Source organism: Pseudoalteromonas sp. BZB3, assembly GCF_040104455.1.
GTDB lineage: Bacteria > Pseudomonadota > Gammaproteobacteria > Enterobacterales > Alteromonadaceae > Pseudoalteromonas.
In genome coordinates this window covers 23,511-38,110 of record NZ_JBECOS010000015.1, presented here as the reverse complement: position 1 = coordinate 38,110, position 14,600 = coordinate 23,511, and the positions used below count along the sequence as shown (strand labels likewise).

Genomic DNA, 14,600 nt, shown 5'->3' with positions numbered 1-14,600 from the left:
CGTACAATACCGCCTCCGGCGCCGGATTTACGATCCGGTAGTTAGCTATTAGTCGTGCTTAATAACTAATAGCCTTATTCAAAGCTAATTAGGAATATTATGTCTGCTCAATATGTTGTATGTGCACTTTATAAATTCGTTTCATTACCAAACTTCAAAGAAATTCGTCAGCCTCTTTTAGAGGTTATGGAAGCAAATGAAGTACGTGGTACTTTGCTTCTTGCTGCTGAAGGTATTAACGGTACTGTTGCTGCAAAACGTGAAGGTATTGATACATTACTTGCTTGGTTAGATGCGCAACCAGGTTTAGATAATATTGTTTCTAAAGAGTCTTACGACGAAACGTGTCCGTTCTATAGAACAAAAGTAAAACTTAAAAAAGAAATCGTGACTATGGGTGTGGAAGGTATCGACCCGTTAAAAGTGGTTGGTTCTTACGTTAAGCCACAAGATTGGAACGCGCTTATTTCGGACCCAGATGTTGTGGTTGTTGATACACGAAATGATTACGAAATTGAAATCGGTACGTTCAAACATGCTATTGACCCAAACACTAAGACTTTCCGTGAATTTCCTGAGTGGGCAGAGAAAAACTTAGACCCTGCTAAAAATAAAAAAGTAGCGATGTTCTGTACAGGCGGCATTCGTTGTGAAAAGTCGACTGCTTATATGAAAGAGCAGGGCTTTGATGAAGTTTATCACTTAGAAGGCGGCATTCTTAAGTACCTTGAAGAAGTACCAAAAGAAGAATCTTTATGGGAAGGTGAGTGTTTTGTATTCGATAACCGTGTAGCCGTCGATCATGACTTACAAAAAGGTCAATACGATCAGTGTCATGCTTGTCGTATGCCAATCACCGAAGAAGAAAAACAAAAGCCTGAATATGAAGAGGGTGTTTCTTGTCATCACTGTATTGATAATGTAACTGAAGAGCAGCGTGCACGCTTCGCTGAGCGTCAAAAACAAATGAAATTGGCGCAAGAGCGTGGCGAAGGCCATATAGGCCATGAAGCTCAAGAAGCTTTATTACAGCGCAAGCAAGCAAAACAGCAGCAAAAAGAAGCGCAACGAAAAGCTTTAAAATCATAATTAAGAAAGCGCTCAATTGAGCGCTTTTTTGTTGCCCGAGACGGTTGTTTTATAGCCAGTATATTTGTTAGTCTTATATAGTTATTAATAATAATAAAAACATGTGACACTTTATGGGCAATCTATTTTTAAAAGAAAAAGAGAATTGGTGGGTTTGGTTAATGTGGTCCGCAATAGGGGCTGCTCTTTCTTACTATTCATCTTATGTCACGGAACAAGTTCAATATTTATTTCTTCCAGCATCATTTTTACTTTTAGTGCTTACTTGGTGGATGAATTATAGTAAACGCTATGAATTTTCAAGAGCTTTTAAAGTGTTACTTTTTGTTGGGAGCATTTCATTTGCTCCCCTTTTATATACACAAAATTATACATTAGATGAGATCACAAAATTATTTGTTGATTCAGCATTTGTACTCATAAGCTTAACTTGCGTGAGTTTAATGGGCGCATTCATAGCAAAACGACCTAAACAGTATTATTAGTAATCAAACAATTCAATATTGGTTCTTTTTTTAAAATAGTACTTTACAAGGTTTATAAAACTCTCTATTATTCGCGCCAACAACGGAGAGATGGCTGAGTGGTTGAAAGCACCGGTCTTGAAAACCGGCATACGTTAATAGCGTATCTAGGGTTCAAATCCCTATCTCTCCGCCACCTCATTCCCAAAACCGCCTTTAGGCGGTTTTTTTCGTTTGGAGGAAGTATGAAACTTGATTTGGTAAAGCGTTTTTCACTTTGGATCATTTTTAGTTTTTTCTATGTCAGTGGCTTGGAAATGGCATTGCAATTATCAATCGATGCACAACAAGACCCTAACCTTCTTAACACCGTTCTCTACACATTTCTGTTTAATCTATTAGTTGGTCACTTAATTGTGAAGTACGAAAAAGTATGGCCAATATTCTGCGCAATAATAGTTGGTGCTTTTGGTATCATTGGCTTTGGCTATTTTTTTACAGAGCAACTCATCGACTACAGCAAAGAGTTAAAACTTGCCTTAGTTTTAAGCTTACCGTTTGCGACATTTGTTGTGATAGAACTAAAAAAGTTAATGGATAAGCAGCAAGCAGAGTAACCTTTATCTCAATCTGCAGTGTGTTACACTGCAACATTCTTTAAATTAAAAAAGCGAAAATTTACATGTCTGATTTATTTAATACAGGTGCAGAAAAAGCAAGCTACGGTATCGGTCTTCAAATGGGCGAGCAGCTTAAAGCTAACCCTTTCGACGGTCTTAACCTTCACTCAGTGTTTGAAGGTATGAAAGATGCGTATGCTGGTGAAGCACTTCGTGTTGAAATCCCTGAAATTCAAGCTGCATTTGAAGCAATCAATGCAGAAATTCAAAAGCGTCGCGAAGAAGAAGCTAAAGTATTAGCTGCTGAAGGTACGGCTTTCCTAGAAGACAACGCTAAGCGTGCAGAAGTAACTGTTACTGAGTCAGGCCTACAGTACGAAGTACTAGCAACAGGTGAAGGTGACAAGCCAGCTGCAGATTCAACTGTACGCGTTCACTACCACGGTACATTAATTAACGGTACAGTTTTCGACAGCTCTGTTGAGCGTGGTCAACCTGCTGAGTTCCCAGTAAATGGTGTTATCAAAGGTTGGACTGAAGCACTTCAACTAATGGCGCCAGGTGCTAAGTTCCGTCTTTATATCCCACATGACCTAGCATACGGTGAGCGTGGTGCTGGTGCATCAATAGCACCTTTCTCAACTCTAATCTTTGATGTTGAGTTATTAGAAGTTCTTTAATTAAGAATTTACTATTTGATTTCAATGCCACAAAAGTGAGTTGAACTAGCAATATAAAGTCCTCGTTCTGAACGGGGATTTTTTTTGCATGAGATTATTCATCATCTTTTCGTAACACAAAAAAAGCGCCAATTTGGCGCTTTTTATGAGCTAATGCAGATTAATAGTTTGCATTGCCTTTAGTACGAGGGAAGGCGATTACATCACGAACATTGCCCATGCCTGTAACATAAGCAACTAGACGCTCAAAACCTAGACCAAAGCCAGAGTGAGGCACTGTGCCGTATTTACGTAAGTCGCGGTACCAGCTGTAGTCTTCTTTGTGAAGATCCATCTCTTCTAAACGTGCATCTAGTACATCTAAACGTTCTTCACGCTGAGAGCCACCGATGATCTCACCAATACCTGGTGCTACTACGTCCATAGCTGCTACTGTTTTGCCATCTTCATTCTGGCGCATGTAGAATGCTTTAATGTCACGAGGGTAGTTTTTAATTACTACAGGTGCTTTAAAGTGCTCTTCTGCAAGATAACGTTCGTGCTCAGATTGTAAATCTACACCCCATTCAACTGGGAACTCAAATTTCTTACCACAGCTCTCAAGAATTGTGATTGCATCAGTATAATCAACTTGTGCGAAATCTTTTTCAACAAACTCTTCTAAACGAGAGATCGCTGTCTTTTCGATACGTTGTGCGAAAAATTCCATATCGTCACGACGCTCATCAAGTACTGCTTTAAATACATACTTAAGCATATCTTCAGCAAGGCTCGCGATGTCTTCTAAGTCAGCAAATGCAACTTCTGGCTCTACCATCCAGAACTCAGCAAGGTGTCGAGACGTATTTGAGTTTTCGGCACGGAAAGTTGGGCCAAATGTGTATATCTTTGACATCGCGCTGGCGTATGTTTCACCATTTAACTGACCAGATACTGTTAAGAAAGCTTCTTTACCGAAGAAATCTTCAGCGTAGTCAATGTCACCCTTATCCGTAAGCGGTAGGTTCTGCATATCTAACGTTGATACACGGAACATTTCACCCGCACCTTCACAGTCACTCGCTGTGATGATTGGTGTACTGATCCACATGTAACCACGTTCGTGGAAAAAACGGTGAATGGCTTGTGATAAACAGTTGCGAACACGTGTCACAGCACCAATTACGTTTGTACGAGGACGTAAGTGCGCATGTTCACGTAAGAATTCGATACTATGGCGCTTTGCAGCCATAGGGTAGGTATCTGGGTTTTCAACTAAACCGATAACTTCAACTGTATCAGCTTGAATTTCGAAAGCTTGACCCTGACCTTGAGACTCAACCAGTTTACCTGTAACACTAACTGAACAACCAGCAGTCAAATTGGTAACTTCATCATAATTATTGAGCGAATTCGGAACAACTGCTTGAATAGGGTTAAAACAAGAACCGTCGTGTACGGCTAAGAAAGAAATACCTGCTTTAGAATCGCGGCGTGTACGGATCCAACCTTTTACTGTTACTTGGCTGTCTACCGCAACGGTGCCTTTAAGTAGCTCCGTTATCGCTATGTGGCTCATCTTCACTCCAATGATTTAGTTACTCTAATAATTATTTAAACTGTCGTACCCTTTGGTACGAGGGCATTATCTTACCTGTGATGAGCAAATAAAAAAACCATTTATGACAACTCTTTTCAGGTCAATTGCACTAAATAACACTCTATATATAAGTATCATGACTAATTTGCATAAATATGGCATCATTGACGTATATTCAGTGATAAAAATAAGTAATTAGTTGAGAGGCAATGAAGCAAGTTTTTATTCTAAGAGGGCTCCCAGGTTCAGGCAAAAGCCATTATGCACAAAACTTAGTCGATGAACTCGTCGCAGGTGATGAAACACAATACACGATTTGTGCAACAGACGATTATTTTTATAACGAACAAGGTGAGTATCATTTCGATAAATTCAAGCTATCAGAATTTCATAATTTGAATCTTGCTCGTTATATCAATGCCCTTGCTGAGGGTATCCCACTTGTGATTGTTGATAACACTAATATTAAAAAATGGGAGTTTGTAGCATATGCACAAGCAGCCCATGCGTTAGGTTATCAAGTTAAAGAAGTGGTGGTGGGTGAGATCAAAGATAAATCTTTGCAACATTTGTATGCTAAACGAAATACCCATGGTGTAGCTTTAAGAACCATCAGTAAAATGGCCTATATGTTTGAGTGGTAATACTTGGTTAAATATTTAGATTTAACTTCTGTAATTAAATAAAATAAAAAAACCCGCTTAAAGCGGGTTTTTTTCATTCTACTTATAGATTAAGCATTCTCTAGTGCAGTACGACCATCTACGAATTCCATGTTGAAGCCTTCAGCAACTTCTTTACATGTAATTTGACCGTTGATCACGTTTAAGCCATTCATGAAGTGATCGTCTTCAAGAAGTGCAGCTTTATAGCCTTTGTTCGCAAGCTTGATGATATACGGTAACGTTGCATTGTTTAGTGCAAACGTTGAAGTGCGTGGAACAGCACCAGGCATGTTAGCAACACAATAGTGAACAACGTCATCAACGATGTATGTTGGTTCAGCGTGTGTAGTTGCTTTAGAAGTTTCAATACAACCACCTTGGTCGATTGCAACGTCAACGATTGCAGAACCAGGTTTCATGTTCTTGATGTGTTCAGCAGTTACTAGTTTTGGCGCTGCAGCGCCAGGGATAAGTACACCACCGATTACAAGATCAGCTTCAAGTACGTGCTTTTCAAGTGCGTCAGCAGTAGAGTAAACAGCTTTAACACGGTTGCCGAATTGTGCGTCTACACGACGAAGAACGTCAACGTTACGGTCAAGAACAACAACATCAGCACCCATGCCAACAGCCATTTGCGCTGCATTGTTACCAACCATACCAGCACCAATAACAACTACTTTAGCAGGCTCAACACCAGGTACACCACCTAAAAGCATACCACGACCTGCATTTGATTTCTCAAGTGCCTGAGCGCCAGCTTGAATTGACATACGGCCAGCAACTTCAGACATTGGCGCTAGAAGTGGTAAGCCACCACGAGCGTCAGTAACAGTTTCGTATGCGATACAGATAGACTTGCTCTTAACAAGGTCTTCAGTTTGTGGAAGATCTGGTGCAAGGTGAAGGTAAGTGAATAGGATTTGACCTTCACGTAACATAGCGCGCTCAACTGCTTGAGGCTCTTTTACTTTAACAATCATGTCTGCTTTTGCAAAAACATCAGCAGCTGTTGGTAAGATTTCTGCACCAACTGCAATGTAATCTTCGTCAGTAAAACCAATGCCAATACCAGCATTTGTTTCAACAACAACTTGGTGGCCGTGGTTAATTAATTCACGAACACTTGCTGGAACCATACCAACACGGTATTCATGGTTTTTTATTTCTTTAGGTACACCGATAAGCATAATAATCGCCTCATATATAAGAACGGGATGAAATTTTCGACTATTATATTGGTCATTAGCTAGTATGTCCTACCTTTTTTGGTGTATCTTGTAGATATAAATTCTAAAAAGCATCGTATGGCAGATTAAAACTCTGAAAAGCACATGTACCAACAGTTAGATCGAATAGACAGAAACATTTTAGTAGAACTTCAGAAAGATGGCAGACTTTCAAATGTAGAGTTAGCAAGGAGAATTGGACTTAGTGCAACGCCCTGTTTAGAGCGAGTAAAAAAGCTAGAGAGAGAAGGCTATATAAAGGGGTATAAAGCAGTTGTTGACCCGGCTAAGTTAGGCCAGGGGCTGTTAGTTTATGTAGAAGTAACGGTAAATAAGAATAGCCCTGATGTATTCGATAAGTTTAATCAAGCAGTAAGGCAGCATGATGAAATAATAGAATGTCACTTAGTGTCTGGTAATTTTGACTTTTTACTCAAAACACGAGTAACAGATATGTCTGAGTATCGAGGTGTTTTGGGCGACATACTGCTGCAATTACCAAATATAAGTGAAAGTCGCACTTATGTTGTTATGGAAGAGGTAAAAGGGGAGCTCGGAGAAGTAATAAAACCCTGTGAAGCTTAGTTATTTCTTGGTATTGTAATAGTTATTACAAAAGCGTGCTTAAGCGCTTATTCAGATAAAAAAGATTTTAATATCCAAAAGTTTAGATTTACCAAAAAAGCATCAACAACTGCACTCAAAAAAAATCTAAACCAAGGCAAATTAGGGGTAAACGCACTTTATGCGTCTTAATGGAATTCAAAGGCTACTTGAAACTGGTCTGATCGTCAGCACTTTCACGGCAATATTTACTTTATGTGCCTTGATAAGCTTTGACCCATCTGATCCTGCTTGGTCTCAAACAGGTGAATATCTTGAAGTAAAAAATATTACAGGTACAGCTGGTGCGTGGGTTGCTGATATTTTATTAGTCAGTTTTGGTTGGATGGCGTTTTTAGTGCCTGCAGCCATTCAACTAGCTGGCTATTTGTTGTTTAAGAAACCACACAAGTTATTTCACCTTGATTATGTCACTTTAGCGTTAAGGCTGATTGGGTTAGTTTTGTTTGTATCTTCAGCAAGTGCCATAAGCAGCATCAACTTTGATGATATCTATCATGTGTCTTCAGGCGGATTTATTGGTGACGTCGTTCGTGATGCGATGATCCCAGCATTTAAATTCACGGGCACTTCAATTATTTTATTATGCTTTTTCTTTGCTGGTTTAACCTTAATGACAGGGGTGTCATGGGTTGAGTTTGTTGACTACATCGGTGAAAAGGTTATTCAAGCTTGTCGTGTATTATTCAAAAAGTTCCAAGACTTCCAATCAAACAAGCGAGCACAGCCTGTCGTTAGACAAGAAACTGAAGTTCAGTTAGATGAAATGACAACTCTTGAAGATATATCAGATAAAACCGAAATCACTCATGCTGAATCTGAAATTACTTCTCAACAATCGCTAGAACAAAAACCAATTGCGAAATTAAAAGATAGACTATTTGCTAAGCAAACTGATTCAGAAACAATTCAAGAGACTGAAAGCAAAGTAATAAAAAGTGAACCTATTGTTGAGAGTTCAAGTTTGGATAACTCTCGAGCTGATGTATTTGATGAATTAGATGATATTCTAGAGCAAGAAATCAACTTTTCAGCGATTGATGATGACGACTTTGATGCCTCTAGCGCGTTACAAGGCTTAGACGATGCACCTGTTCTAGCTCAAGAGCCAGAAACCCGAGTTCAGTCTCCAGCAAGACCACTAAAACCAAAACCTGAAAAACCAGTTTTTGTGCCAGAGCCAACAGCGAAAGAAAAGTTTGAAGAATTGCTGAATGCTGAGCCGCCAAAGGATCCTCTTCCATCACTCGATTTATTAGATAGGCCTGATAAACAGAAAAACCCTATATCAAAAGAAGAATTGGATGCCGTTTCTCGTCTTGTAGAAGTGAAGCTACTGGATTTTAATATTCAAGCGAGTGTAGTAGGGGTGTACCCAGGTCCCGTTGTCACGCGATTTGAGCTCGATTTAGCACCGGGTATTAAAGTTGCGAAAATCACCGGTCTAGCAAAAGATTTAGCGCGTTCATTATCAGCTGTCAGTGTTCGTGTTGTAGAAGTGATCCCTGGTAAAACCTATGTTGGCCTTGAACTACCAAACAAACACAGAGAAATTGTACGCCTTTCAGAAGTAATTAACGCCCCTAAATTTGAACAAAACCCATCACCATTGACCATGGTTTTAGGTAAAGACATTGCCGGTCAGCCTGTAGTGGCAGATTTGGGCAAAATGCCACACCTATTAGTTGCGGGTACAACGGGTTCAGGTAAATCTGTTGGCGTAAATGTCATGATTTTGAGCTTGCTCTACAAGTCTCCGCCAGAAGATGTGCGTATGATCATGATAGACCCGAAAATGCTAGAGCTTTCTGTTTATGAAGGTATTCCACACTTACTATGCGAAGTTGTCACAGACATGAAAGAAGCGTCAAATGCACTGCGATGGTGTGTCGGCGAAATGGAACGACGTTACAAACTCATGTCAGCACTTGGTGTCCGTAACTTAAAAGGCTATAACCAAAAAGTGCTTGCGGCCAAAGAAGCGGGTCAACCAATATTAGATCCGCTGTTTAAGGACACAGATGGCATGGCGAATGAGCCCGAAGAGCTTGATAAACTGCCTAGTATCGTTGTTGTGATTGACGAGTTTGCCGACATGATGATGATTGTAGGCAAGAAAGTTGAAGAGTTGATTGCTCGCATAGCACAAAAAGCACGTGCTGCAGGTATTCACTTAGTACTAGCAACACAAAGACCGTCTGTTGATGTTATTACGGGTCTTATTAAAGCGAATATTCCAACTCGTATGGCTTTCCAAGTATCAAGTAAAATTGACTCTCGTACGATCTTAGATCAGCAAGGGGCGGAAAACTTACTTGGCATGGGTGACATGCTGTATTTACCGCCTGGCACCAGCGTACCAATTCGTGTTCATGGCGCGTTTGTTGACGACCACGAAGTACATGCTGTTGTAAATGACTGGAAAGCCCGTGGTAAGCCAAATTATATCGAAGAAATCTTATGTGGTGATGCCACTGAAGATATTTTATTACCGGGTGAAACACCTGAAGGTGGCGACGACGAATCTGATCCACTTTATGACGAAGCCGTTAACTTTGTCATTGAATCTGGCAAGGTGTCTGTTTCGAGTGTGCAGCGTAAGCTTCGTGTCGGTTATAACCGAGCTGCTCGTTTAGTTGAACAAATGGAAGCGTCAGGTGTCGTAAGTTCACCAGGACACAATGGTGCTCGAGAAGTATTAGTCCCTAAAGGGGGAGTAAATTAAATGATGAAAAAAACACTATTATCAAGTTTAATCGGTTTGTCTTCACTGTTTTTGTCACAAGCCGCATTTGCAGATGCTGCAATTGAACTTAAAGCTAAGCTCTCTGAAATGACGACGTTTAAAGCGAGTTTTAATCAAAAAGTAACGGATGAGCAAGGTGAAGTATTACAAACTGGCTCGGGTAACTTAGCGCTAGCACAGCCTTTAAAAATTCATTGGCAACAACAAGAGCCTGACTCAACTATGTTGGTTTCTGATGGACATCGTGCTTATTATTACGATGAATTTGCAGAGCAAGTGACCATTATGGCCAGTCTTAATCTGATCGAAACAACGCCTTTTGTTTTATTAACTACAAATGCTAAAACACAATGGGAAAAGTATCAGGTTTCTAAGACTAAAGATAATTACAAAATTATCCCTAAATCGACAACCGACTCTCAAGTGGAGTCGTTAGAATTACAGTTTAATACTGACAAACAACTTTCAAAAATATTGGTGGTGGATTTATCAGGTCAATCAACTGAGTTTAAATTTTCAGACATCAAATTGAACGATACTTTAAATAGTGACCTGTTTAATTTTACCATTCCTGAACATGTTGTAATTGACGACCAAACACAAAGTGAATAGTTTTTGTGAGTAATTTAGGATTTGATTTTGGCAACGATGTAAAGCCATTGGCCGCAAGAATGCGGCCAACACGGTTAGAAGACTACATAGGCCAATCACATATATTAGCCGCTGATAAACCCTTATATAAAGCCATACTTTCCGGCAGAGCACATAGTCTAATCGTTTGGGGGCCGCCAGGCGTTGGCAAAACTACCATTGCTGAAATAATTGCTAACCATGCCAATGCGCGCATTCAGCACTTATCTGCCGTTACTTCAGGTGTAAAAGAAATCCGTGAAGCAGTGCTAGAAGCTAAACAAAACCTCAGTATGGGACAAAGAACTTTATTATTCGTTGACGAAGTTCATAGATTTAATAAGTCTCAACAAGATGCTTTTTTACCTCACATTGAAGATGGCACTTTTATTTTCATTGGTGCCACCACTGAAAACCCAAGTTTCGCCTTGAATAACGCGATTCTATCGCGGGCACGTGTTTACACTTTAAAAGCTTTAACCGATGAAGAACTTGTTCAGGTATTAAAACGCGCTATTACTAAAGATGAGACACTTTCAAGGCTTCAAATAACCATTTCAGATGCGCAATTTATGCAAATTGCACGAGTCAGTAGTGGCGATGCGCGTAAAGCTTTGAACCTACTCGAACAAGCTATTGAACTATCTGATCAAGATGGCCAAATGGTTATTACTTCTGATGTACTTAGTCAGCTTTTACCTTCTCATTTTGCAAAATATGATAAAGGGGGAGATTTATTCTACGATCTGATCTCAGCGTTTCATAAATCAGTTAGGGGGAGCGATCCAGATGCTGCGCTTTATTGGTATTGTAGAATCCTAGCCGGTGGTGGCGACCCACTCTATGTTGCAAGACGCCTTTTAGCCATCGCAACCGAAGATATTGGCAATGCCGATCCAAGAGCGATGCAAGTAGCATTAAATGCGTGGGATATTTTTCAACGTGTGGGGCCAAGTGAAGGCGAGAGAGCCATTGCACAGGCGACTATCTATTTAGCCAGTGCTGCAAAAAGTAACGCAGTTTATATGGCATTTAATCAAGCTAAACAAGATGCAGCAACCGACCCAGATTATCAAGTACCTGTTCATCTACGCAACGCACCGACAAAGCTCATGAAAGAGCTAGGTTATGGTGATGAATATCGATATGCCCATAATGAAGAAGGGGCATTTGCCGCAGGAGAAAACTACTTTCCTGAAGAAATCAAAGATAGGCAATATTATGTGCCCTCTGAACGCGGCTTAGAAAAGCAGATCAAAGATAAGCTTGAATATTTAAAGTCATTAAATCAAATGAGTGTGAACAAAAGATATTCAAATGATTAAAATGTACCTCTCAATTGCGCTTGGAGGCGCACTTGGTGCGTGTTTAAGGTTTTTTATTAGTGATACAATGCTTAAACTGCTGGGTAGGGGATTCCCATTTGGCACTTTGACCGTTAATATAATCGGTTCATTATTATTGGGAGTTGTATTTGGCTTACTTGAAAAACAAGTACTCGCGGTAAGCCCTTATAAGTCACTTATTGTGATTGGTTTCTTAGGTGCATTAACAACTTTCTCTACATTCTCAATGGACTCTTTGTTACTACTTCAACAAGGGCAAATTGTGAAGATGATTCTCAATATCACCTTAAATGTGGTGTTATGTATTTTTATGGCTTGGTTAGGCCTTAACTTAGTCATGCAAAAAGGTTAAAAGCAAAATGTTAGATTCAAAATATTTACGTCAGGATATTGCTGAAGCAGCAGCTCGACTAGCTAAACGTGGCTTTGAGCTTGATGTTGATGCGATTAATGCTTTAGAAGAGCAACGCAAAGCGCTTCAAACAAAAACACAAGAATTACAAAGCGAAAGAAATAGCCGCTCCAAAGCAATTGGTCAAGCTAAAGCAAAAGGCGAAGATATTCAGCCACTACTAGACGCTGTTGCTAATTTAGGTGACCAACTTACAGCGGCTAAGAACGAACAAGACGAAATTTTAGCTAAGCTAAATAATATCGCTTTAACTTTACCTAACTTACCGGCTGAAGACGTGCCTGCAGGCAGCGATGAAAGTGAAAACGTTGAAATCATCAAGTGGGGCGAACCTAAACAGTACGATTTTGAAGTTAAAGATCACGTAGATTTAGGTGAAGCGCTTGATAAAGGCTTAGACTTTGAAGCGGGTGTTAAACTAACTGGCTCTCGCTTCACTGTAATGCGTGGTGGTGTTGCGCGTATGCACCGTGCACTAGTTCAATTCATGCTTGATACACACGCTGATAAGCATGGCTACACTGAAATGTACGTACCTTACCTTGTAAACAAAGACAGCTTGCTAGGTACAGGCCAGTTACCTAAGTTCGCAGGTGATTTATTCCACACTAAAGGTTTAATCAACGACGATGGTGAAGAGCAAGAAGGTTTTAGCTTAATTCCAACAGCTGAAGTTCCGCTTACAAACTGTGCACGTGATGAAATCTTTGATGAAAAAGAACTTCCAATCAAAATGACTGCACACACGCCTTGTTTCAGAAGTGAAGCGGGTAGTTACGGCCGTGATACACGTGGTTTAATTCGTCAACACCAGTTTGATAAAGTAGAACTTGTTCAACTTGTAAAACCAGAAGACTCAATGGCAGCGCTTGAAGAGCTAACTGGTCACGCTGAATATATTTTACAAGCATTAGAGCTACCGTACAGAAAAGTTGTGTTATGTACTGGTGATATGGGCTTTGGTGCAACAAAAACATACGATCTAGAAGTATGGTTACCGGCTCAAGACACGTACCGTGAAATTTCATCTTGCTCAAACATGTGGGATTTCCAAGCACGACGTATGCAAGCACGTTTTCGCCGTCAAGGTGAAAAGAAGCCTGAGCTACTTCACACATTAAATGGTTCTGGTCTAGCTGTTGGCCGTACGTTAGTAGCAATTTTAGAAAACTATCAACAAGCAGATGGTTCAATCGTGGTACCAAAAGTATTACGTCAATACATGGGCGGTTTAGAAGCCATTAAATAAGACTTCTGTACAAATGATTAAGGTCGCTTTTAGCGGCCTTTTTTGTGTCTGTAAGATCCTAATAAATATGCACTTTATTTAGTCAAAGAATTACAGTGAAATGACAATGCGAATTTTCATTGATTTTAGATTCTTAATCCATATATATAGATTTATCAAATTCAAATTTTATATATTATCTTTTGCTTGTCTAAATTATTCTTTTTTTCTTAGGGTTAATTTTAATTATGTAAATTATATTGCAGCTATATGAAGAATATGTTTTATTAGGTTTCAAGGGTTGGCCAATCCTGCTTTTATGAAGCGTTAAAGTCATTTCTTTAATTGTCTTCGTGTTCTCGTATTTACAAAATTAGACTTTATAAAACATGCATCATTTTAATTTGAGCGTAAAGGCTAACAACATTTGAATTTTACGCTTTTATTAACTATTCATTAAATGTTGCAATGTTTTGCAGTGTTAATAAACAAAAGGTGAGGATTTACCTATGAAGAGACAAAAGCGTGATCGATTAGAAAGAGCACATTCCCAAGGATACAAAGCAGGTTTAGCAGGACGCTCAAAAGAACTTTGTCCATATCAACAATTAGAATCTAGATCAGAATGGTTAGGCGGGTGGCGAGAAGCCGTAGACGACCGCAATATGTTTAAAACTTAATTTATAGAGAATTTAATACAACAAAGCCCTCAACTGAGGGCTTTGTTGTTAGAGCAACTATTTAGAAAATCTAATTAGAATGCGCTTGTATCTTGGAAAAGACCTACTTTAAGATCTTTTGCTTCATAGATTACGCGACCATCTACTTCAACAGTACCGTCAGCAAGACCCATGAATAATTTACGCTTAATTACACGCTTCATATCTACACGGTAAGTTACTTTTTTAGCCGTTGGTAAGATTTGACCTGTAAATTTAACTTCGCCTACACCTAGTGCACGACCAAGCCCTGGGCCGCCAGACCAACCTAAGAAAAAGCCAACGATCTGCCACATTGCGTCTAGACCAAGACAACCAGGCATTACTGGGTCGCCTTTAAAATGACAATCGAAGAACCAAAGGCTAGGGTCAATGTCTAACTCTGCAATAATTTGACCTTTGCCAAATTCACCACCGTTATCGTTGATCTCAATGATGCGATCCATCATTAGCATGTTGTCACTTGGTAAACGGCAGTTGCCTTCACCAAACATTTCACCACGACCACATAGGATCAATTCTTCTTTTGTGTAGCTGTTCTTTGGTTCCATAGTATTAATACTTTTTCT

General features: G+C 39.7%; 15 protein-coding genes and 1 tRNA gene. 13 read left to right on the top strand and 3 right to left on the bottom strand.

All coding sequences use genetic code 11. The features are described 5' to 3' along the window. Window positions 1–99: 99 nt before the first annotated feature. The 5 genes from ABMY35_RS17025 to ABMY35_RS17005 all read left to right on the top strand — a co-directional run bounded on the left by ABMY35_RS17025 (window position 100) and on the right by ABMY35_RS17005 (window position 2,853). The gene (locus ABMY35_RS17025) at window positions 100–1,089 is read left to right on the top strand and encodes a rhodanese-related sulfurtransferase (protein ID WP_138568562.1); all 990 of its coding nucleotides are present in this window, start codon (window positions 100–102) and stop codon (window positions 1,087–1,089) included. Window positions 1,090–1,202: 113 nt separating this feature from the next. After that, window positions 1,203–1,574, top strand: coding sequence for a hypothetical protein (locus ABMY35_RS17020; RefSeq protein ID WP_349287295.1), 372 nt, complete (start codon window positions 1,203–1,205; stop codon window positions 1,572–1,574). Between the two features lie 84 nt (window positions 1,575–1,658). Then, a tRNA-Ser gene (locus ABMY35_RS17015) sits at window positions 1,659–1,749 on the top strand. Window positions 1,750–1,798: 49 nt separating this feature from the next. Beyond that, window positions 1,799–2,170 carry a hypothetical protein gene (locus tag ABMY35_RS17010; protein ID WP_349287294.1) on the top strand — a complete coding sequence of 124 codons (372 nt, stop codon included), beginning with the start codon at window positions 1,799–1,801 and terminating at the stop codon, window positions 2,168–2,170. 65 nt (window positions 2,171–2,235) lie between these two features. Next, window positions 2,236–2,853, top strand: coding sequence for an FKBP-type peptidyl-prolyl cis-trans isomerase (locus ABMY35_RS17005; protein ID WP_058029735.1), 618 nt, complete (start codon window positions 2,236–2,238; stop codon window positions 2,851–2,853). Between the two features lie 160 nt (window positions 2,854–3,013). On the opposite strand, the gene asnS is transcribed toward ABMY35_RS17005, so the two are convergent. Next, complete coding sequence (gene asnS, locus ABMY35_RS17000) at window positions 3,014–4,411, bottom strand: asparagine--tRNA ligase (RefSeq protein ID WP_349287293.1); 1,398 nt, start codon at window positions 4,409–4,411, stop codon at window positions 3,014–3,016. A 230-nt stretch (window positions 4,412–4,641) separates the two neighbouring features. Here asnS and ABMY35_RS16995 point away from each other — a divergent pair, with 230 nt between their 5' ends. After that, window positions 4,642–5,076 (top strand): ATP-binding protein, encoded by a 435-nt coding sequence (locus ABMY35_RS16995; RefSeq protein WP_349287292.1) that lies wholly within the window; start codon window positions 4,642–4,644, stop codon window positions 5,074–5,076. A gap of 89 nt (window positions 5,077–5,165) precedes the next feature. On the opposite strand, the gene ald is transcribed toward ABMY35_RS16995, so the two are convergent. Further along, complete coding sequence (gene ald, locus ABMY35_RS16990) at window positions 5,166–6,287, bottom strand: alanine dehydrogenase (protein WP_349287291.1); 1,122 nt, start codon at window positions 6,285–6,287, stop codon at window positions 5,166–5,168. A gap of 144 nt (window positions 6,288–6,431) precedes the next feature. On the opposite strand from ald, the gene lrp reads away from it, so the two are divergent. The 7 genes from lrp to rmf all read left to right on the top strand — a co-directional run bounded on the left by lrp (window position 6,432) and on the right by rmf (window position 13,992). Then, window positions 6,432–6,911, top strand: a complete 480-nt coding sequence (gene lrp / locus ABMY35_RS16985) for a leucine-responsive transcriptional regulator Lrp (protein ID WP_130254308.1) — start codon at window positions 6,432–6,434, stop codon at window positions 6,909–6,911. A gap of 160 nt (window positions 6,912–7,071) precedes the next feature. After that, complete coding sequence (locus ABMY35_RS16980; RefSeq protein WP_349287290.1) at window positions 7,072–9,675, top strand: DNA translocase FtsK 4TM domain-containing protein; 2,604 nt, start codon at window positions 7,072–7,074, stop codon at window positions 9,673–9,675. Continuing rightward, on the top strand, window positions 9,676–10,308 hold the full coding sequence (lolA, locus tag ABMY35_RS16975) for an outer membrane lipoprotein chaperone LolA (RefSeq protein WP_349287289.1): 633 nt from the start codon (window positions 9,676–9,678) through the stop codon (window positions 10,306–10,308). Between the two features lie 5 nt (window positions 10,309–10,313). After that, complete coding sequence (locus ABMY35_RS16970) at window positions 10,314–11,651, top strand: replication-associated recombination protein A (protein ID WP_349287288.1); 1,338 nt, start codon at window positions 10,314–10,316, stop codon at window positions 11,649–11,651. Continuing rightward, on the top strand, window positions 11,644–12,024 hold the full coding sequence (gene crcB / locus ABMY35_RS16965) for a fluoride efflux transporter CrcB (RefSeq protein ID WP_058029743.1): 381 nt from the start codon (window positions 11,644–11,646) through the stop codon (window positions 12,022–12,024). Before ABMY35_RS16970 ends, crcB begins: the two co-directional genes overlap by 8 nt. A 7-nt stretch (window positions 12,025–12,031) precedes the next feature. After that, window positions 12,032–13,333, top strand: a complete 1,302-nt coding sequence (serS, locus tag ABMY35_RS16960) for a serine--tRNA ligase (RefSeq protein ID WP_349287287.1) — start codon at window positions 12,032–12,034, stop codon at window positions 13,331–13,333. A 488-nt stretch (window positions 13,334–13,821) separates the two neighbouring features. Next, window positions 13,822–13,992 (top strand): ribosome modulation factor, encoded by a 171-nt coding sequence (rmf, locus tag ABMY35_RS16955; protein WP_130254303.1) that lies wholly within the window; start codon window positions 13,822–13,824, stop codon window positions 13,990–13,992. A gap of 74 nt (window positions 13,993–14,066) precedes the next feature. Here rmf and fabA read toward each other — a convergent pair whose 3' ends face one another. Next, complete coding sequence (gene fabA / locus ABMY35_RS16950; RefSeq protein ID WP_349287286.1) at window positions 14,067–14,582, bottom strand: 3-hydroxyacyl-[acyl-carrier-protein] dehydratase FabA; 516 nt, start codon at window positions 14,580–14,582, stop codon at window positions 14,067–14,069. Window positions 14,583–14,600 lie beyond the last annotated feature (18 nt).

Bases quoted from the DNA above. Each gene is read 5' to 3' on its own strand.
- ABMY35_RS17025 (WP_138568562.1), top strand. From the start codon at position 100: ATGTCTGCTCAATATGTTGTATGTGCACTTTATAAATTCGTTTCATTA.
- ABMY35_RS17020 (WP_349287295.1), top strand. From the start codon at position 1,203: ATGGGCAATCTATTTTTAAAAGAAAAAGAGAATTGGTGGGTTTGGTTA.
- ABMY35_RS17010 (WP_349287294.1), top strand. From the start codon at position 1,799: ATGAAACTTGATTTGGTAAAGCGTTTTTCACTTTGGATCATTTTTAGT.
- ABMY35_RS17005 (WP_058029735.1), top strand. From the start codon at position 2,236: ATGTCTGATTTATTTAATACAGGTGCAGAAAAAGCAAGCTACGGTATC.
- asnS (WP_349287293.1), bottom strand. From the start codon at position 4,411: ATGAGCCACATAGCGATAACGGAGCTACTTAAAGGCACCGTTGCGGTA.
- ABMY35_RS16995 (WP_349287292.1), top strand. From the start codon at position 4,642: ATGAAGCAAGTTTTTATTCTAAGAGGGCTCCCAGGTTCAGGCAAAAGC.
- ald (WP_349287291.1), bottom strand. From the start codon at position 6,287: ATGCTTATCGGTGTACCTAAAGAAATAAAAAACCATGAATACCGTGTT.
- lrp (WP_130254308.1), top strand. From the start codon at position 6,432: ATGTACCAACAGTTAGATCGAATAGACAGAAACATTTTAGTAGAACTT.
- ABMY35_RS16980 (WP_349287290.1), top strand. From the start codon at position 7,072: ATGCGTCTTAATGGAATTCAAAGGCTACTTGAAACTGGTCTGATCGTC.
- lolA (WP_349287289.1), top strand. From the start codon at position 9,676: ATGATGAAAAAAACACTATTATCAAGTTTAATCGGTTTGTCTTCACTG.
- crcB (WP_058029743.1), top strand. From the start codon at position 11,644: ATGATTAAAATGTACCTCTCAATTGCGCTTGGAGGCGCACTTGGTGCG.
- serS (WP_349287287.1), top strand. From the start codon at position 12,032: ATGTTAGATTCAAAATATTTACGTCAGGATATTGCTGAAGCAGCAGCT.
- rmf (WP_130254303.1), top strand. From the start codon at position 13,822: ATGAAGAGACAAAAGCGTGATCGATTAGAAAGAGCACATTCCCAAGGA.
- fabA (WP_349287286.1), bottom strand. From the start codon at position 14,582: ATGGAACCAAAGAACAGCTACACAAAAGAAGAATTGATCCTATGTGGT.